The 15,785-nt window shown below is 41.7% G+C and carries 15 protein-coding genes; 4 read left to right on the forward strand and 11 right to left on the reverse strand.

All coding sequences use genetic code 11. The features are described 5' to 3' along the window. Nucleotides 1–59 precede the first annotated feature (59 nt). Together ACN6MY_RS22110 and ACN6MY_RS22115 are read right to left on the reverse strand one after the other, a co-directional pair. On the reverse strand, nucleotides 60–1,325 hold the full coding sequence (locus ACN6MY_RS22110) for an ATP-binding protein (RefSeq protein ID WP_419882070.1): 1,266 nt from the start codon (nucleotides 1,323–1,325) through the stop codon (nucleotides 60–62). Between the two features lie 266 nt (nucleotides 1,326–1,591). Then, the gene (locus ACN6MY_RS22115; RefSeq protein WP_419882071.1) at nucleotides 1,592–3,502 is read right to left on the reverse strand and encodes an MASE3 domain-containing protein; all 1,911 of its coding nucleotides are present in this window, start codon (nucleotides 3,500–3,502) and stop codon (nucleotides 1,592–1,594) included. Between the two features lie 214 nt (nucleotides 3,503–3,716). Here ACN6MY_RS22115 and ACN6MY_RS22120 point away from each other — a divergent pair, with 214 nt between their 5' ends. Continuing rightward, entirely contained in the window at nucleotides 3,717–4,700 is a 984-nt protein-coding gene (locus tag ACN6MY_RS22120; protein WP_419882072.1) for a potassium channel family protein, read from the forward strand. Here the strand turns inward: ACN6MY_RS22120 and ACN6MY_RS22125 are convergent, their stop codons facing one another. Further along, a complete protein-coding gene (locus ACN6MY_RS22125; protein WP_419882073.1) occupies nucleotides 4,701–5,105 on the reverse strand; it encodes a YugN-like family protein in 405 nt (134 codons plus the stop codon). A 123-nt stretch (nucleotides 5,106–5,228) separates the two neighbouring features. After that, the gene (locus tag ACN6MY_RS22130) at nucleotides 5,229–6,392 is read right to left on the reverse strand and encodes an iron-containing alcohol dehydrogenase (RefSeq protein ID WP_419884252.1); all 1,164 of its coding nucleotides are present in this window, start codon (nucleotides 6,390–6,392) and stop codon (nucleotides 5,229–5,231) included. Nucleotides 6,393–6,529: 137 nt separating this feature from the next. On the opposite strand from ACN6MY_RS22130, the gene ACN6MY_RS22135 reads away from it, so the two are divergent. After that, nucleotides 6,530–6,763, forward strand: a complete 234-nt coding sequence (locus ACN6MY_RS22135; RefSeq protein WP_090988906.1) for a DUF378 domain-containing protein — start codon at nucleotides 6,530–6,532, stop codon at nucleotides 6,761–6,763. Nucleotides 6,764–6,893: 130 nt separating this feature from the next. Here ACN6MY_RS22135 and ACN6MY_RS22140 read toward each other — a convergent pair whose 3' ends face one another. Together ACN6MY_RS22140 and yugI are read right to left on the reverse strand one after the other, a co-directional pair. Then, nucleotides 6,894–7,073 (reverse strand): hypothetical protein, encoded by a 180-nt coding sequence (locus tag ACN6MY_RS22140; protein WP_419882074.1) that lies wholly within the window; start codon nucleotides 7,071–7,073, stop codon nucleotides 6,894–6,896. Nucleotides 7,074–7,386: 313 nt separating this feature from the next. Then, on the reverse strand, nucleotides 7,387–7,791 hold the full coding sequence (gene yugI, locus ACN6MY_RS22145) for a S1 domain-containing post-transcriptional regulator GSP13 (protein WP_071350220.1): 405 nt from the start codon (nucleotides 7,789–7,791) through the stop codon (nucleotides 7,387–7,389). Nucleotides 7,792–8,369: 578 nt separating this feature from the next. Between yugI and ACN6MY_RS22150 the strand changes: the two genes are divergently transcribed. Then, the gene (locus ACN6MY_RS22150) at nucleotides 8,370–9,203 is read left to right on the forward strand and encodes an alpha/beta fold hydrolase (RefSeq protein ID WP_419882075.1); all 834 of its coding nucleotides are present in this window, start codon (nucleotides 8,370–8,372) and stop codon (nucleotides 9,201–9,203) included. Nucleotides 9,204–9,240: 37 nt separating this feature from the next. Here ACN6MY_RS22150 and ACN6MY_RS22155 read toward each other — a convergent pair whose 3' ends face one another. Then, nucleotides 9,241–9,501 (reverse strand): DUF1871 family protein, encoded by a 261-nt coding sequence (locus ACN6MY_RS22155; RefSeq protein ID WP_419882076.1) that lies wholly within the window; start codon nucleotides 9,499–9,501, stop codon nucleotides 9,241–9,243. A 141-nt stretch (nucleotides 9,502–9,642) separates the two neighbouring features. On the opposite strand from ACN6MY_RS22155, the gene ACN6MY_RS22160 reads away from it, so the two are divergent. Then, nucleotides 9,643–10,812: a MalY/PatB family protein gene (locus tag ACN6MY_RS22160; RefSeq protein ID WP_419882077.1), complete on the forward strand. Its 1,170-nt coding sequence runs from the start codon at nucleotides 9,643–9,645 to the stop codon at nucleotides 10,810–10,812. A gap of 40 nt (nucleotides 10,813–10,852) precedes the next feature. On the opposite strand, the gene ACN6MY_RS22165 is transcribed toward ACN6MY_RS22160, so the two are convergent. The 4 genes from ACN6MY_RS22165 to ACN6MY_RS22180 form a co-directional block, all read right to left on the reverse strand. Next, complete coding sequence (locus ACN6MY_RS22165; RefSeq protein ID WP_419882078.1) at nucleotides 10,853–11,602, reverse strand: TraR/DksA C4-type zinc finger protein; 750 nt, start codon at nucleotides 11,600–11,602, stop codon at nucleotides 10,853–10,855. A 299-nt stretch (nucleotides 11,603–11,901) separates the two neighbouring features. After that, nucleotides 11,902–13,194 carry a CitMHS family transporter gene (locus ACN6MY_RS22170; RefSeq protein WP_419882079.1) on the reverse strand — a complete coding sequence of 431 codons (1,293 nt, stop codon included), beginning with the start codon at nucleotides 13,192–13,194 and terminating at the stop codon, nucleotides 11,902–11,904. Between the two features lie 268 nt (nucleotides 13,195–13,462). Beyond that, on the reverse strand, nucleotides 13,463–14,146 hold the full coding sequence (locus tag ACN6MY_RS22175; RefSeq protein WP_419882080.1) for a response regulator: 684 nt from the start codon (nucleotides 14,144–14,146) through the stop codon (nucleotides 13,463–13,465). 16 nt (nucleotides 14,147–14,162) lie between these two features. After that, entirely contained in the window at nucleotides 14,163–15,719 is a 1,557-nt protein-coding gene (locus ACN6MY_RS22180; RefSeq protein WP_419884253.1) for an ATP-binding protein, read from the reverse strand. Nucleotides 15,720–15,785 lie beyond the last annotated feature (66 nt).

The raw sequence follows: 15,785 nt of genomic DNA on the forward strand, positions 1-15,785 counted from the left end.
ATAATACCAAGCAAAAAAAGCTGTCTCGGACAGGAATCACACCGGACAGCTTTTCAATTTCAGGCTAGCGGCAGCTTCATTGTAACCACAGTGCCTTTATCCACTACAGAATCAAAGGACAAATAACCGCCAATTTTATGAACTTGTTCAAAGGCCACATGCAGGCCATTTCCAGCAAACTTGCTTCCGCTCAATCCATTGCTTCTGGCTATGTCACGCAGAACTTCCCTGGTCATTCCGATTCCTGAGTCTATTACCCGTAATTTCACATGATTTCTCGATTTTTCAGCTTCAATTAATACCCTTCCTCCCTTAGAAGTGGCATCAATGGCATTTTTCAGGATATTTAAAATCGCTTGTTTGAATGGTATTTTATCTCCAGTCAGTTCTATATCCTGGTTCAATGAATAAGTAACTTGAACACCTTTTGTATGGGAGTAGGGTGATGTAATTTCTACAATTTCTTCTATAGCCGGAAGCAGGAAAAAACCGGATTTTATTCCATCTTCATTTTTCGAATAGGAATGATATCCGGAAAGAACGCGCTGTGCTTCCTCAAGCTGGCTCAGGGCAAGTTTTTGATGGCCCGCACTTGATGCATCTGCCGTATTTAATTGAATTTTTTCCAGACTTTCTTTCGCTTTTTCCAATGGCTTTTTCAGTTCATATGAAAAGAGAACAAACAGCTCGTTGACCATATGTGCCTTTTCAGTTTGGTGAAAGGTTTCTCTTAGGCTGCTAAACCGGATAGTATTTTCCGTAAAATAAATGAAAAGCAGCATAGATAATATGTAGCTTGCGCCCATAAGAAGAAAAACATTGGCTCCTTCTGCGTAAAAGAAACCGAGATTGTCCGTGAACCAGAAGTGGAACATAATCGCCATAAGAACTAGTGAAAAGGTTAAAATAGCCATTGCAAGGCCTGCCTGCATCTTCTTTTTCAAGGCTAATCCGTGAAACCATTTTCGCATAACAATAAAAAGTATAAATAACATGACCGCTACGACCGTTACATTCAAGATGCTGGCCAAGCCTCCAAGACTAATGCGGTAGCTGAGAAGAATTACGCCTGCAATGCCGCCTGCTGTCCAGCCGCCATATATGATGGCAATAACAAACGCCACCCAGCGCAAATCCCAAAGAAAGCCGCTTCCATAAGCAATCGGAAACGTCATGCATAAAACGGCTGCCATCCCTGCAATGATTCCCAGGAGAATTTGCCCGTTTCTGGCTCTTTGCGTACTAATAAATTGAAAAAAATAAATCGGCGTCAAGATCAGAAAAAAGTTTAAGAGGACCTCTTTCATAACAAGATGAAAATTCATCAAATAATCCTCCTTAATGAGTATAAAAAGCGCAAGCGCCTTGTATTGCGGAACAAAGACTAAGTACGCCGCATCCTGCGGCAACGTCTTCGTGACCCCATCCCTGGTGGCCCTCGAGAAGCGTAAGATGCAAAAATCATAAGGCGCCTTTTGCCTTCGTTTCTTACATGGCTTGCGACCTCGACAGGCTAGGCGCTGGAGCTGTATTACATAAAAAGCGCAAGCGCCGGTTCAGCCCCAAAATATCCCGGACTCCCACCATAGCATCATGCCCTTACAACAATCAATGTCTGATCATCGTGAACACCTTGTCCATGATAATCCCTGATCGCTTCGAACATACTATCAGCTATGTGCTGTACAGGCATTTTTAAATCAGCCTTCCGGACCGCTTCTCTTAATACATCGTTGTTATCAATTTTATTGTTCTTTTTCTCAATAATGCCGTCCGTATACAGCAGCAGGTAATCGCCTTCTTCGAGCTGGATATCCTTCGATTGATAAACAAACTCATTATGAATCCCGATAATTGGATCTCCTGTTGTAAGTTCAATAAATTCGTCTTTTCCTGATTTATACAATAACGCCGGTTCATGACCCGCGCTTGAGTAGGAGAAAGTCCTTGTACCTTGATTATAAAATCCTACGAGCATAGTAATGAAAGAATAATGATCCATATATTTTGCAAAAAAGCGGTTAACATCCTCTAAAATAAGCGGTGGCTTCCGATTGGCTTCCATAGCAAATTTCATCATGGTCATTTGGATGGCCGCGGGAATTCCTTTTCCGCAAACATCTGCAATTGCAATAGTCATGCCTTCTGGCTGCTGGACAAAGGCATAAAAGTCACCGTTTAATTTTTTATAAGGTTTGCTGACCACACCAATATTCTTCAAATCTGATGAATCATTCCCTGCAGATAACAGCGACTGCTGAACAGAAACAGCAAGATCAATTTCAAGATCCAGCAGGTTCTGCTTATTCTGGAGGACTTCCAGCTGCTTTCTTTGAGAAATGTCAAAAAAAGTGACGACCGTTCCAACTCTGTTTTTCCCTTCAAGAATAGGTCTTGTGAAAAATTCCACAGGGACGGGCGTACCGTCTTTTCTCCAAAAACAGTCTTCATGAACATGATGCGAAAGGCCAGTGCGCGAAGTATTAGAAATCACGCAATCTTCTTCAAAATGTCTGGTCCCATCTGCTTTTGTATGATGAATCAGGGGATGCAATTTCCTTTTGATCAGCTCATCCTCCCTATAGCCCAGCATTTTTGTACCTGAAGCGTTGATGAAAATTAGCCTGCCATCCAAATCTGTTCCATAAATCCCCTCTACTACTGTATCAAGCAGCCGGCTGTATTTTTCAGACAGTACTTTGACTGTCTCGTATGGGCGTTCTCCCAATAATATGATAACAGCCCTGAACAGATAAAAGTAACCAATTATCTTAAAGATGTGGCCTAAAAAGTTTTTCTGGTCATAGTAATTTTCATACGAAGCAAAAAGGATGGAAGAAAGCATCAGCAAACATGCTCCAGCAACAAGGAATAAATACTCTCTTTTTCCACTGCTTTTATAAAGGAACAGCCCGCGGATCAAGACCGTTACATGCAGAAGTGCAAATAGATATTCCAGACTATTTTTTAATAAAGTAGGTGAACCGTTTTGGAAAAGAACAGGAAAGCTTTCAGATTTAAGAAAAATCAGCAGGGAAATAAAAATGGCATAAAGACTGAAGGCTATGAAGGTATTTTTGGTGATTCCGTCACTTGTTCTTTTTTTTGGCAAAAATATCACAAGCAGAAGTGCAATGGATTCTGTAAAACGGGCAGAAACCCAAAAAAGATTTGAAAAAGTAAAGCTATTATCATCAATATCATTCGCAAGCCCTTTATATGTCAATGTGTGGAACAGATCAAAAACACCTGTTGCAATAAAAGATCCTGCCAGGATAATAGCGGGAAGCGTAGATGAATATTTGTAAAAAAAGATTCCTAGCAAAACAATCGTAAACACAATCAGTGTACTGGCCAATTCCAGAATGATATGAATAAACGTATAGTGATTTTGTAAATAGAGCGTCCAATCAGGAATCAGACTGTGATTTGCAAGCACAGGCAAGAATACACAAAATGATACTATTGCCAGTATGATCGTTCTTTTTTCAAAATTCTTCATAGCATCACCCTTTCATTCCTCTTATCCAAAGCATAAACTAATACCTATGGATTCACAATAAAAGGTTCAGGGGGTAATTAATATTATTATTGATATATCTGTTCATGTACTTTCCTTAACTCAAGAAATTTTTTGAGGCCTGAGCAGGAATAATCCTTATTAGCTAGGGGAATGTTGTCCATACTGTTAGGAAAAGAAGAAGAAGGGGAATTTAATGCTTAGAATCAGAACACGGCATGAAAACGGGAATATGCTTCGCCTCTTAAGGCTGCTTGTTATTATCTTCATTTTCCTTGCAGCATTCGGAAGCGCCATACACCTCGCAGAGCCTGAAACCTTTCGCTCCTACTTTGACGGCATTTGGTGGGCGATCGTTACCGCCTCTACAATCGGATATGGTGATTTTGTTCCAGAAACCATGAAAGGAAAGGCAATTGGCATTTTGCTTATATTATCAGGCGCAGGAGTACTTACCTCTTATTTTGCGTCCGTTTCAGCTATTGCCGCTTCATCTGAACAAGATTACGCGGAAGGGAAGAAAATATGCAGCAAAAGCGGCCATTTAATTATAATCGGCTGGAATGAAAGATCAAAGCTGCTTATTCAGTCCATCCTGGAGAAAGACAGAAGGCAAATCGTATTGATTGATGCTTCTCTTTCCAGGCATCCATTGATACAGTATAGATCCAATGTTCACTTCATTCGGGGTAATGCCGCTTATGACGGAGTGCTGGAAAAAGCTAATGTTGCGGGTGCTTCAAGAGTTCTGATCACTGCTGATTTAAAACAGGATGAATTTCAGACTGACATGTTTTCCATATTAACCTTAATCAGTATTAAAGGACTTAACCCGGATATTTATTGTTCCGTAGAAATACTGACAAAGGAACAAAGGTCCAATGCCTTGCGTGCGGGTGCCGATTCGCTGATCGAAACGAATGAGTATGCAAGCGGTTATATGTTTAGGGACTTGGCTGAAACTGGCCAAAAAGGCGATAAATCGGAAAGCTCCGTTTTTTCAGAGGTTCCTTTAAAACCAGAATGGAATGGCCTCACCTTCCAGGAATTAAGCCATATTCTGGTCGATTCGAATATATTGCCAGCAGGCATCGTTCGAAATGGAAATACGATGATTAATCCCCCGCTTTCAATTTCTATGGAGAGTCATGACCTCCTGCTGATTGTGAATGCCAAATAATTAATCAAGCAGGATTTTTTCCAGCTCATGTAAAATGGATTTTCCAAGCGAAATATAAATATGAGGGAAATCTCCGTCAGGGTCAACAGGTTCTGCAAATTGATTGAAAGAGGCAGATACATTTCCTGTGTTTCCCTCCTGATCCAGGCCGCTTTCATACACATGTGACAGGAGGTATGGTTTTTGCAGTTCGACCGTTACACCCGGAGAATCCAATTGCCCATCTATTGCTTTGAATGGAATGCGGAGGAACTGATATCCTTCTGCGTCATCTATCTTATAATCAAAACAGCCATGCCCATAATCCCAATTCCCCCCAATCACATAACCTGCCGGCTTCATCAATGTCTCTAAATCCAGTAAAGAAAAAACCCTGCCCTCAATACCCGAAGAAAGCTCAATCATCAAAAAACCCCCTAAACCGCTTTTTGTATAGCATATCCCCCTGCCGGGAAATAATCCGGGAAATGGGGTCTGACCCCTAAAAAAACATAAAAAAAGACAACTCCCTTAGGAGCTGTCTTTTTTTTATAGAGATGCGCGTAAAATGGACATAACATCTTCACGGTTCAGAACCTTGAATTTGCCGAATTCTCCATTTGCCATCGCTTTATCAGCCATTGCATCAATTTGTGAATCGTCAATGTCATAATCAGCCAATCTTGTCGGCGCACCAAGGCTGCTCCAGAATTCACGCAGTTTAGCGATTCCTTCCAAAGCTGTTTCCTCGTCCGTCTTGCCTTCAGGGTCTACATTAAAGACACGTACAGCAATTTGCTTTAGGCGTGTAGGGTCTTCCTTCATTGTATGCTTCATCCAGTTAGGGAATAGAATTGCCAATCCTCCTGCATGAGGGATATCATACACAGCTGACACGGCATGTTCAATATTGTGAGTAGCCCAGTCACCGCTGTAGCCTACTTGCAGGTAGCCATTTAATGCAATTGTTCCTGAATATAAGATTGTTTCTCTGTACTCATAATTTTCCAGGTCGTTAAGCAGCTTCGGAGCTGTTTCAATAACAGTCTGAAGAAGCGACTCACAGAAACGATCCTGCAGAGGAGCACTTGTTGCCTCATGGAAATATTGTTCAAATACATGTGACATCATGTCGACAATTCCATATACAGTCTGATTTTTCGGCACAGTATATGTATTCTCAGGGTCCAGGATTGAAAATTGCGGGAATGTCAGAGGACTTCCCCAGCCGTATTTTTCTTTTGTTTCCCAGTTTGTAATAACAGATCCTGCATTCATTTCTGATCCAGTGGCCGCAAGTGTTAATACTGTTCCAAATGGAAGTGCAGCTTCCACAGGAGCTTTCTTGATGACAAGATCCCAAGCGTCGCCATCATATTTTGCTCCGGCAACGATAGCTTTGGTGCAGTCAATAACACTTCCGCCTCCTACTGCCAAAACAAATTCGATTCCCTGCTCTTTACAGATTTCTACACCTTTTCTTACTGTTGAAATCCGGGGATTAGGTTCAACTCCTGGAAGCTCATGCAATTCGATGTCCAGTCCATTTAGTTCAGCAATGACCTTATCATACAAACCGCTTTTTTTAATGCTTCCTCCTCCATAAACAAGAAGAACCTTCTTCCCATAAGCAGGAATCTCATTTTTCAATTGCTCAATTTGTCCCTTGCCAAAAATTAATTTTGTAGGATTTTTATAAGTGAAATTTTGCATCATGCATCCTCCTTTTTTTTCATTATGCCTAAAAAGAACTCAAAATACAAAACATCCGTTTGTAAAGTTTTTATGTATAGATTCACTGGGGAAAAAGAAAGATAAGTTTGAACACTATTCTTCAAGGAGGTAATACAATGAGTGGTATTCAAAGAACAGCCCTTGTACTGACTATCATCGGTGCTATTAACTGGGGACTTATCGGTTTCTTCCAATTCGACCTCGTTGCAGCCATTTTCGGCGGACAGGCTTCTGCTCTTTCAAGAATCATTTACGGTTTGGTGGGAATTGCCGGCCTTGTCAACCTTGGACTTCTTTTCAAACCAAGTGCAGAAGTTGCAAGAGAACCAGAAGCAAGAACCGAAAGATAAGGTGAAACTTCCTTCAGCGGCGTTCTTTCCCGCTGAAGGTTAGCTGAACCAATCGGACTTTTACTGGCAGTCACCACGCTTAACTTCGTGGCCTTACTGCCAGTTAATGTCGGATAAGGTGAAACTTCCTTCAGCGGCGCATTTTCCGCTGATGGTTAGCTGAACCAATCGGACTTTTACTGGCAGTCACCTCCACGCCTAACATCGTGGCCTTACTGCCAGTTAATGTCGGATAAGGTGAAACTTCCTTCAGCGGCGTTCTTTCCCGCTGAAGGTTAGCTGAACCAATCGGACTTTTACTGGCAGTCACCACGCTTAACTTCGTGGCCTTACTGCCAGTTGAATGCTGCGGTTTTTATAAAAACAGACCAGTATAAATGCCCATTCTGCAAAATTGAGGATCGTTTTCTTGTTCATGTCCATTTCTGCATACAATGATGTTAGCGGCTATGGAATGATTCATGTAGAGCGGTCCCCTTTTTTCGTTTTTGGGTTTTTCTTTATTAAAAGGGGACTGAATTCATTCCCTTCACGCATAAAAATGCACGGCCTTCTGCAGCAATGTACCTTAATAAAACAAAAAAAAACCAACAGATAAATACCTGTCGGCCTTGCAGCGGTTCTTATTTTTTAATTAAATCTTCGCGCTGAGATTGGTCAATCCACTCTTGAAGCTTATCTTTTAATGTGTTAAAGCCTTCACCAGAGTCGTTTGTTGTAGCTTTAACAGCAGCCTGGCGTTTTTTAGGCGCTTTTTTAGCTGGAGCAGCTGGACGCTCAGGAGCTTCTTCAGTTGCACGGATAGATAATCCGATTTTTCCTGCAGCTTCGTCGATTGAAAGTACTTTAACTTGTACTTCATCGCCAACTTTTAAATGTTCGTTAATATCTTTTACATATCCGTGAGTAATTTCAGAAATATGAACAAGACCTTGTGTAGAATCGTCTAACGCAACAAAAGCACCGTATGGCTGGATGCCTGTCACTTTACCTGCAACAACATTACCAACTTCGTATTTTTCAGACATGGAAACACTCCTAAATAAATATATTTTTTCCTCTTTTTCACGCAATATAAAATTATATCATACATTTTCAAATTTATCAAAATGGATATTGATGACATTTTCAGATTAGCCAATTATTTTTCTTGGCTAATAATCTCCTTCACCATAACAAAAAAAAGAGGAAAAGGCTATAAAAAGTAATTTCCACCATTCAGCCATTTTTAAACACTGCATTCATGCTTGGCTTTTATTTCGGTCTAAGCAGGTATATTCCTTAATAAGGGCGGCCATAATGATTGTAAGACTTTTAAGGCTTATTTGAGCCGGAAACATTTAATACGGCCTCGCTTGCTGTATGAATGCTTTTCAAGTATTCCCCCTTTTTGAAGGCTGCCTGTAATGGGCGGCCTTTTTTTCTGTTTGCATAAGCTGCTCACAGGGAGAGGCATGACCGGCCTATTATAATTCCTTCTGCGCCTCTAGCTTCTCCCCATCTGTTCTGCTTCATTCATGCCAGAAACCAAAAAAAAATAAACTTACGGCCATACGTTATATCATAATGGGTAAAATAAGGAAAACAGTGATAAGGAGATATTAAAATGGCGCTTAACATTGACAAGTCAATACACAATATTAATGGCACAGAACTGTATGTCGAGCGTTTTGAGCAGAGCAGCAGTGCACCTGTACTGGTCCTGCTGCACGGGTTTCTTTCTTCCTCCTTCAGTTTCAGGCGCCTCATCCCATACCTGGCAGGAGACTTTACAGTGATATCCATTGACCTCCCTCCATTTGGACAGAGCGGGAAATCCACTTCATTTACATATTCCTGCAATAATCTGGCTATGACGGTCATTCAATACCTGGAGGAGGCAGGTGTGAAATCCTGCTTCCTGGCCGGACACTCCATGGGCGGGCAGATTTCCATGTATGTAATGAAAAACCGGCCTGATCTCATTTCAGATACCGTTCTCTTATGTTCTTCCAGTTACTTGCCGGGAGCTCAGCGGCATCTTAAATATATGAGTCATTTGCCTTTTTTTCCGTACTTGGTACGGCGCCGGCTTGAAAAAACGGGGGTCGAAAAGAATCTGCAGAATGTCGTGTATAACCAGAATTTAATCGATGATGATATGCGTACAGGCTATCTCACACCATTTTTGGATAATCAGATATTCAAAGCACTGGCAAAAATGCTGAGAGACCGTGAAGGAGATCTTGCAGAACAGGATTTGCATAATATCCAGACAAGATGCCTCCTGATTTGGGGTGAACACGATAAAGTAGTTCCTTTAACGATTGGACAAAGGCTTCATCGCGATCTGCCTAATTCATCCTTGATCGTAATAAAAGATACCGGGCATTTGCTTCCGGAGGAACAGCCGGAAATGGTTCACCGTTATATGAAGGATTTTTTATTGGACGCTAAATAAAAACACGGCAAGGAACCTGTTCCCTAGCCGTGTTGCCTTATATAGTGCAGCTTGCATTATTTTTAATAAAAAAAAGATGGCTGGCCATCGACTGGCATTTCTCAATATCCAAAACTTCTTCAAAAGAAAATTCGTAAATGTCCTGAATTTTTTCTGCAAGCTGCAGACTGGTTTTACATTCCCTCATGCTCATGAGGACATCGGCGATTTCCGTTTCATAAAAGTCCTCTCCAAGCTGAAAGGGATCCCAGTTTTGCAGAGCGGCAACCAATTCTATATTCATTTGCTGATTTTCCATTCGATATCACCCGCTTAAAAATTTCCTGAGTTCTTGTTATGATATATAGTAACACATAATTTCATTTCAAGTCAGAGGCCGAAGAATGATCAAGCAAAAAAGCAATTATATTTAAATCAATTTCATAGGCGGTGAAGGGTATTGGAATATAATACTTTTGAAAGCATGATTGAAAGAAGAAATACAGGATCAGTAAAATGGGATAGAACAGAAATCTTGTTTGGTGCCAAGGACTTGCTTCCAATGTGGGTAGCAGATATGGATTTTCCTTCTCCCCCTGAAGTCCAGGAGGCGCTCATCTCAAGAATCAAGCACCCAGTGTTCGGTTATACAGCGCCATCAGAATCCATGTATGCCTCTATTATAAATTGGATGGAAAAGCGGCACAGCTGGACCATCCAAAAAGAATGGATTACCTTTAGCCCGGGCATCGTCGCCGCGATTGGCACCGCAATCAATGCCCTGACAGATCCAGGAGATAAAGTTATGATTCAATCTCCCGTCTACACACCTTTCTTTGACATGATAAAAAATAATAATCGTATCGTCGTAAATAACCAGCTTTCTTTAATTGAAAATCATTATGAGATTAACTTTGAAGATTTTGAGCAAAAGCTTCAAAGTGGTGTCAAAATGGTTCTGCTTTGCAGTCCGCATAACCCTGGAGGAAGAATTTGGCGCCGGGCGGAGCTTCAGAAAATTGGCGTACTATGCCTAAAATATAAGGCTTTAGTTGTTTCTGATGAAATACATGGCGATTTAAGCCATTCTGATCTCACCCATCTGCCGCTTGCCTCCATTGATACCCGCTTCACGGAAAATGTCATCACACTTATGGCACCAAGCAAAACATTCAATATTGCCGGCCTGCAATCTTCGTTAATCATATGCAGCAATACCGGTATTCAAAATCGCCTTAATGAATATCAGCACAAAAATGGCTTTCACGGTTTGAATTTATTTGCACTTACTGCCACAGAAGCCGCCTACCTTCACGGAGAAGCTTGGCTGAAATCCCTGCTGTCTTACCTGCAGGAAAATATCCGGATTGCAGAGGAATTCATTAAAAATGAGCTGCCGCAATTAAGATGCATCCATCCAGAAGCCTCTTACCTATTATGGATAGATTGCAGGGAGCTGGGTTTGAGCGACAAAAGCATCCAAGAAAGACTCGTTTCAAAAGGCCGGCTTGCACTGGAGCCCGGCGATAAATACGGACCGGGAGGAGAAGGATTTGTCCGGATGAACATCGGCTGTCCGCGAAGCATGCTGCTTGACGGCCTAAGCCGGTTAAAAACCGCATTGGTATAACCAAAAAAGTGTGAAGATCTCTTCTTCACACTTTTCCTTTTTAATCCTCTGTATAAGGATCATGTTCATATGCCGGCAGATCGCCAAAGCTTGTCATGGTACCTTGTTCATCAAGAAGATCTTCGTATTGCTCATGCTGGGAATTGGGATATACCGTAACATTTTTCCCCTCTATATCAGTTCCGGCAAAGTTTTCATAATCCTCAACATAGCCGGTATTTTCTTCTGATTCCACATACATGTCATCATAATGGCCAGGAGGTCTGGCAAAATCCGAAGGGGACTCTGAAGTGCCGTAGCTTGCAACATCCTGCCACGAATCTTCCGCATCATATGCTGCATTTTCATCTTCTTCATCTTTTTCAAATTTTCCGAAAGGCGGCATTAAAACACCCTCCTCTACCGGGCGGTTATGGGAGGTATCCTGTGAAGGACTGTGCGCTATACAAAATTGAGTCGTAGGCAAAGCCTCCAGCCTATCAACCGGAATCTCGCCAGAACAGACCTTACATGTACCATAAGCCCCTTCATCAATCGCTTGCAGTGCACCTTCAATGTCTTTGATTTCGTTTTGGTAATGCTCGTACAAAGCTATGTCCTTTTCCCGTTCATATAGTTCAGATCCTTCATCACCGGGATGATTATCATAACTCGATAGCTCTCCCGTCGAAGCATGCGGATGATCTTCATTCAAATTCAGATCCCCATTTTCCCTTAATCTGTCCTCCAGATCCTTTTTCAGGTTTTGCAGATTCGTTTTAAATATTTCAGTTTGTTTTTTGGAAAGCACTTTTGCAACATCCTTTCATTACCCCTGATCTTTTAATCAGCAAGTGACATTCGAGAAGTGAACTTGGCAGCATTACTATTAGATAGTATTTTCCGCCTCTCATTCTTTCATGAAGGAATATTTTTCAAGCATGCTTATATCCAAATGTCAGGAACCTCCTGGACTTCGCTTTACCTTAAAACAGGGGAATTAAAGGCTTCTGATAAGGCGCGCTTAGTGCAAAATCACCATGTAGCATAAACAAAAAAGGCTGCTTCATAGGCCATCCATAACTGGCCTTGTGAAACAGCTTCTTTTGATTATAAAGGGATGATAGAAAGTACAATGGCAGCAAGAATCATGATACCAGCTGAACCGCATGCCCATTTGAGGAATGAACGCTGCAGATCTCCGAATTCCTCGCCTACCATACCTACCAATAAATAGGTGGACGGCACAAGCGGGCTTAACAGATGCACCGGAAGCCCGAGAAGCGATGCCCGCCCTATAAATGCGGGATCAATCCCATAGCCTGCTGCTGCCTTCGAAATTAATGGAAGGATACCATAATAAAATGCGTCATTGGACATGAAAAAGGTAAAAGGTGCCGAAATGATGGCTGTAATTAATGCAAAGTGCGATCCAAAAGCATCTGGGATATGTGTAATCATTGTATTGGCCATTGCATCTACCATCTTGGTTCCTGAAAGAATCCCGGTAAAAATCCCTGCAGCAAAAACCATGGAAACGACAGACAATGCATTATCCGCGTAATGTGAAACCCTTTCTTTTTGATCACTTAGTTTTGGATAATTAATTATAATAGCAATAGCAAATCCGGCCATGAATAATACTGGCGCCGGAAGCAGCTCTTTAATCAATCCAGCCAGAAGCGCAATTGTCAGCAAATAATTTACAGCAATCAGTCTCGGCCTTTTCAAGGAAGGCCCTTCAGCAGCGGCAGCCTGCATAGCAGTTGTGCGGAAGTCGATTTGAAGAACACCTATCCTTTTCCGTTCTTTCCTGCCAAGACAATAGGACATGAATAAGACAAACAGAATCCCCGCTATCATCGATGGAATGACTGGAGTGAAGATATCATGCATTTCTAAATGCAGGGCGGTCATGGCCCTGGCAGTCGGCCCTCCCCAAGGCAGGAGATTCATCACGCCAGATGCAGAAACCGCAATCCCTGCAAGGACAAGTGGCTTCATCCCTATCCGTTTATACAATGGCAGCATGGCTGAAATGGTGATCATATAAGTTGTGGTTCCATCTCCATCAAGAGAAATCATAAGTGCAAGCACTGCAGTTCCGATTGCAATCTTCACTGGATCTCCTTTTACTATCTTAAGGATAGCTGATATGACGGGATCAAATACACCTGCGTCAATTAAAATCCCAAAAAAGAGAATAGCGAAAAGAATCATGATTCCCGTAGGCGCCACACTTTTGATTCCTTCGAGCGCCATTGGCCCTATTTCTTTTCCAAATCCCCCTATCAGGGCAAATATGATCGGCACTGCAATCAGCGCAACCATCGCAGATAACCGTTTCGTCATGATTAAAACCATAAATAGAAGAATCATCAAAAATCCCAGTAAAGCAAGCATCCATATCCCTCCCCTGACTTATACATTCAGTGTAATAAAAACACTCAAATTTGTAAGCGTTTGCAATTTAAAATAATTAAAAGAAATTAAAACCATTTTGGTCATAAAGTTCACATTTAAAGCGTAAGCGCCTTGGTAAGCTCGCGAAGCAAATGGGATTTTGGCCAATGAAGGCGTTTTTTGCTTTCTGAGGACAAAATATCTAACTTATGTGATTCAACAGCCATCCTATATAATAAAAAAGGCCGGTTCTATTGAACCTCGCCTTTTAAACAGGATAATATTTTCTTTCCGGCCTTCCTACAATCCCGTACACCACTTCGGCCTTCCCTTCTTGAACTGAAATTAAGTATTCGAGATAGCGGCGGGCTGTTGTTCTTGAAGCCCCTATTTTCTTGCCCGCTTCTTCAGCAGATAAGCCATTTCTTTGTGTCTGCAGAACATACTTTACCTTCCCAAGAGTGATCTCATCAATTCCTTTCGGCAGGCCTTCGGAAGTGCCTGGTACTTCCCGTTTCCCTTTGGCAAATAATAGATCAATATACCGCTGATCTACTTCCTGTCCGGATTCCAACAGAGCATACTTATGAAGAAATTCTTGTATGATGTTATTAAAACGTTCTCTGCTTACAGGCTTAATCAGATAATTTTCAATTCCGTAGCTTAAGGCTTTTTCCAGAAATACTTTATCTGCGGCCGCTGTCACCATGATAATTCCAATCCTTGGAAATCTCTTGCGTATGTCAGCAAGCAGTTCCGTCCCCAGCACATCCGGCATGTACACATCAAGCAGCAGCAAACCGGGATTTTCTGAGTTCAATAACTGAAGGGTCTCTTTTCCGTTCAGAGATTTTCCAACTACCTCGATTTCTTCAAAATCCTCAAGAAACTTCTCATGAATATTTGCAATCCGAAAATCATCCTCTGCGATAACAGCTTTGATTTTCTGCATATTTCTGCCTCCTTGCTCATTTCTTTGGAAGATAAACGATAAAATCAGTACCGCTTTCTTCCGTGCTTTGCACCTCAATCATCCCGCCTAGTTCCCTGACGGCTTCTTCAGCATTTGAAAGTCCATAGCCCCTTGGTTCGCTTCCCTTCTTCGAGGTATATCCCCTCTCGAAAAGATGACTCTTTTCTTCAGGCCCCATTCCCTTGCCGTTATCAGATATCTCAAAAATAATATCCTTGCCAATATCAGTGGCAAAAAATGAGACCTCCCCATCTTCTTTTCCAAACACTGCCTCAAAGGCGTTATCCAGCAAATTCCCGAGGATGATAATTAAATTGGAAAGCTTGAAATGATCTGGCAGCGGTTCTAAATGGCTGTCCGGAACTACATGGAAATTCAGCTTTTTTTCCGAAGATTTTCCTAATTTACCCAGCAAAATCGCCTGGACTTTTATATCCTTAATCTGATTGAATACTACCGAATTCTGGTATTGCAGTATAGTCGTTTCATTTTGGATCATTGTGAGGGCTTCTTCATGTTCCCCAAGCTGCAAAAGGCCGGACAGCACATATAATTTATTGGTGAATTCATGCGTTTGGGCTCTAAGATCCTCTGAATATCTTTTTACTTCAGATAGCGTGTTGACCATCTGTTCAACTTCTGATTTATCCCGGAAGGAAGCGACAACTCCCCTCATGCCCCCATTCTCAAAAATAGGGGTGCTATTCACAATAATTGTCTTATCTCTCCATGTAATTTCCCGATCTATCGCTGGAATTCCGGAGCTTAGAACCTCATAAAGATGATCAGATGGGAATAATCGGTCAGCTTTCATATGGCGGACAGATCCCTTAATATGAAGCAGCCTTTTGGCAGGCTGGTTCATCATCGTAATGAATCCCTCTTTATTGATGGCAAGTATCCCTTCCTTCACGGCATGAAGAACTGCGTTTTTCTCTTTGTAAAGAGAAGCAATTTCATAAGGCTCCAAGCCCAATGTATCTCTGCGGATATTCCCTGATAGCAATATGCTTCCAATGATGGAGACTAAGAGGGCAAAAAGAGAGACAAACAAGACCTTTGTAATGTTTTCTGTGATTTGTTTATTAATATCCTCCAGCAGAAAGCCAACGGAAACGATGCCGATTACTTGTCCCTTTTGATTAAAGATGGGAGACTTTCCTCTAAGAGATGGCCCGAGTGAGCCTTTTGCCTTCGATACATAAAAATCCCCTTTAGTGATGGCCCTCTCATTATCTCCGCCCCTCATTTTTTTCCCGATTTCTGCTGCAAGGGGATGGGAATACCGGATTCCATCCTTGTTTCCGATTACAATAAATTCCGCTCCAGTTTTTTTTCTGATTTTTTCAGCAAGAGGCTGAATGGTTTTGGAAGGATCACTGCTGTGGAAAGCACGGATGATATCAGGCATAATTGAAACCGTTTTCGAAATTTCCAGTGCCAATCTTCCTTTGCTCTCTTCTATTTGACTGCTCTCCATGTAACTGAAAAATCCTGTAAAAATAATGATTAGCAAAAGCCCCAGAGAAAGGACAAGCCCCAGTATTTTCATCTGCAATGATACTCTTAGCGCCTTCAGCCCATATCCCTCCACATCTTAACTGCCATTTCCACTAAT

This window comes from Peribacillus sp. B-H-3 (assembly GCF_048572925.1).
Lineage (GTDB): Bacteria > Bacillota > Bacilli > Bacillales > DSM-1321 > Peribacillus.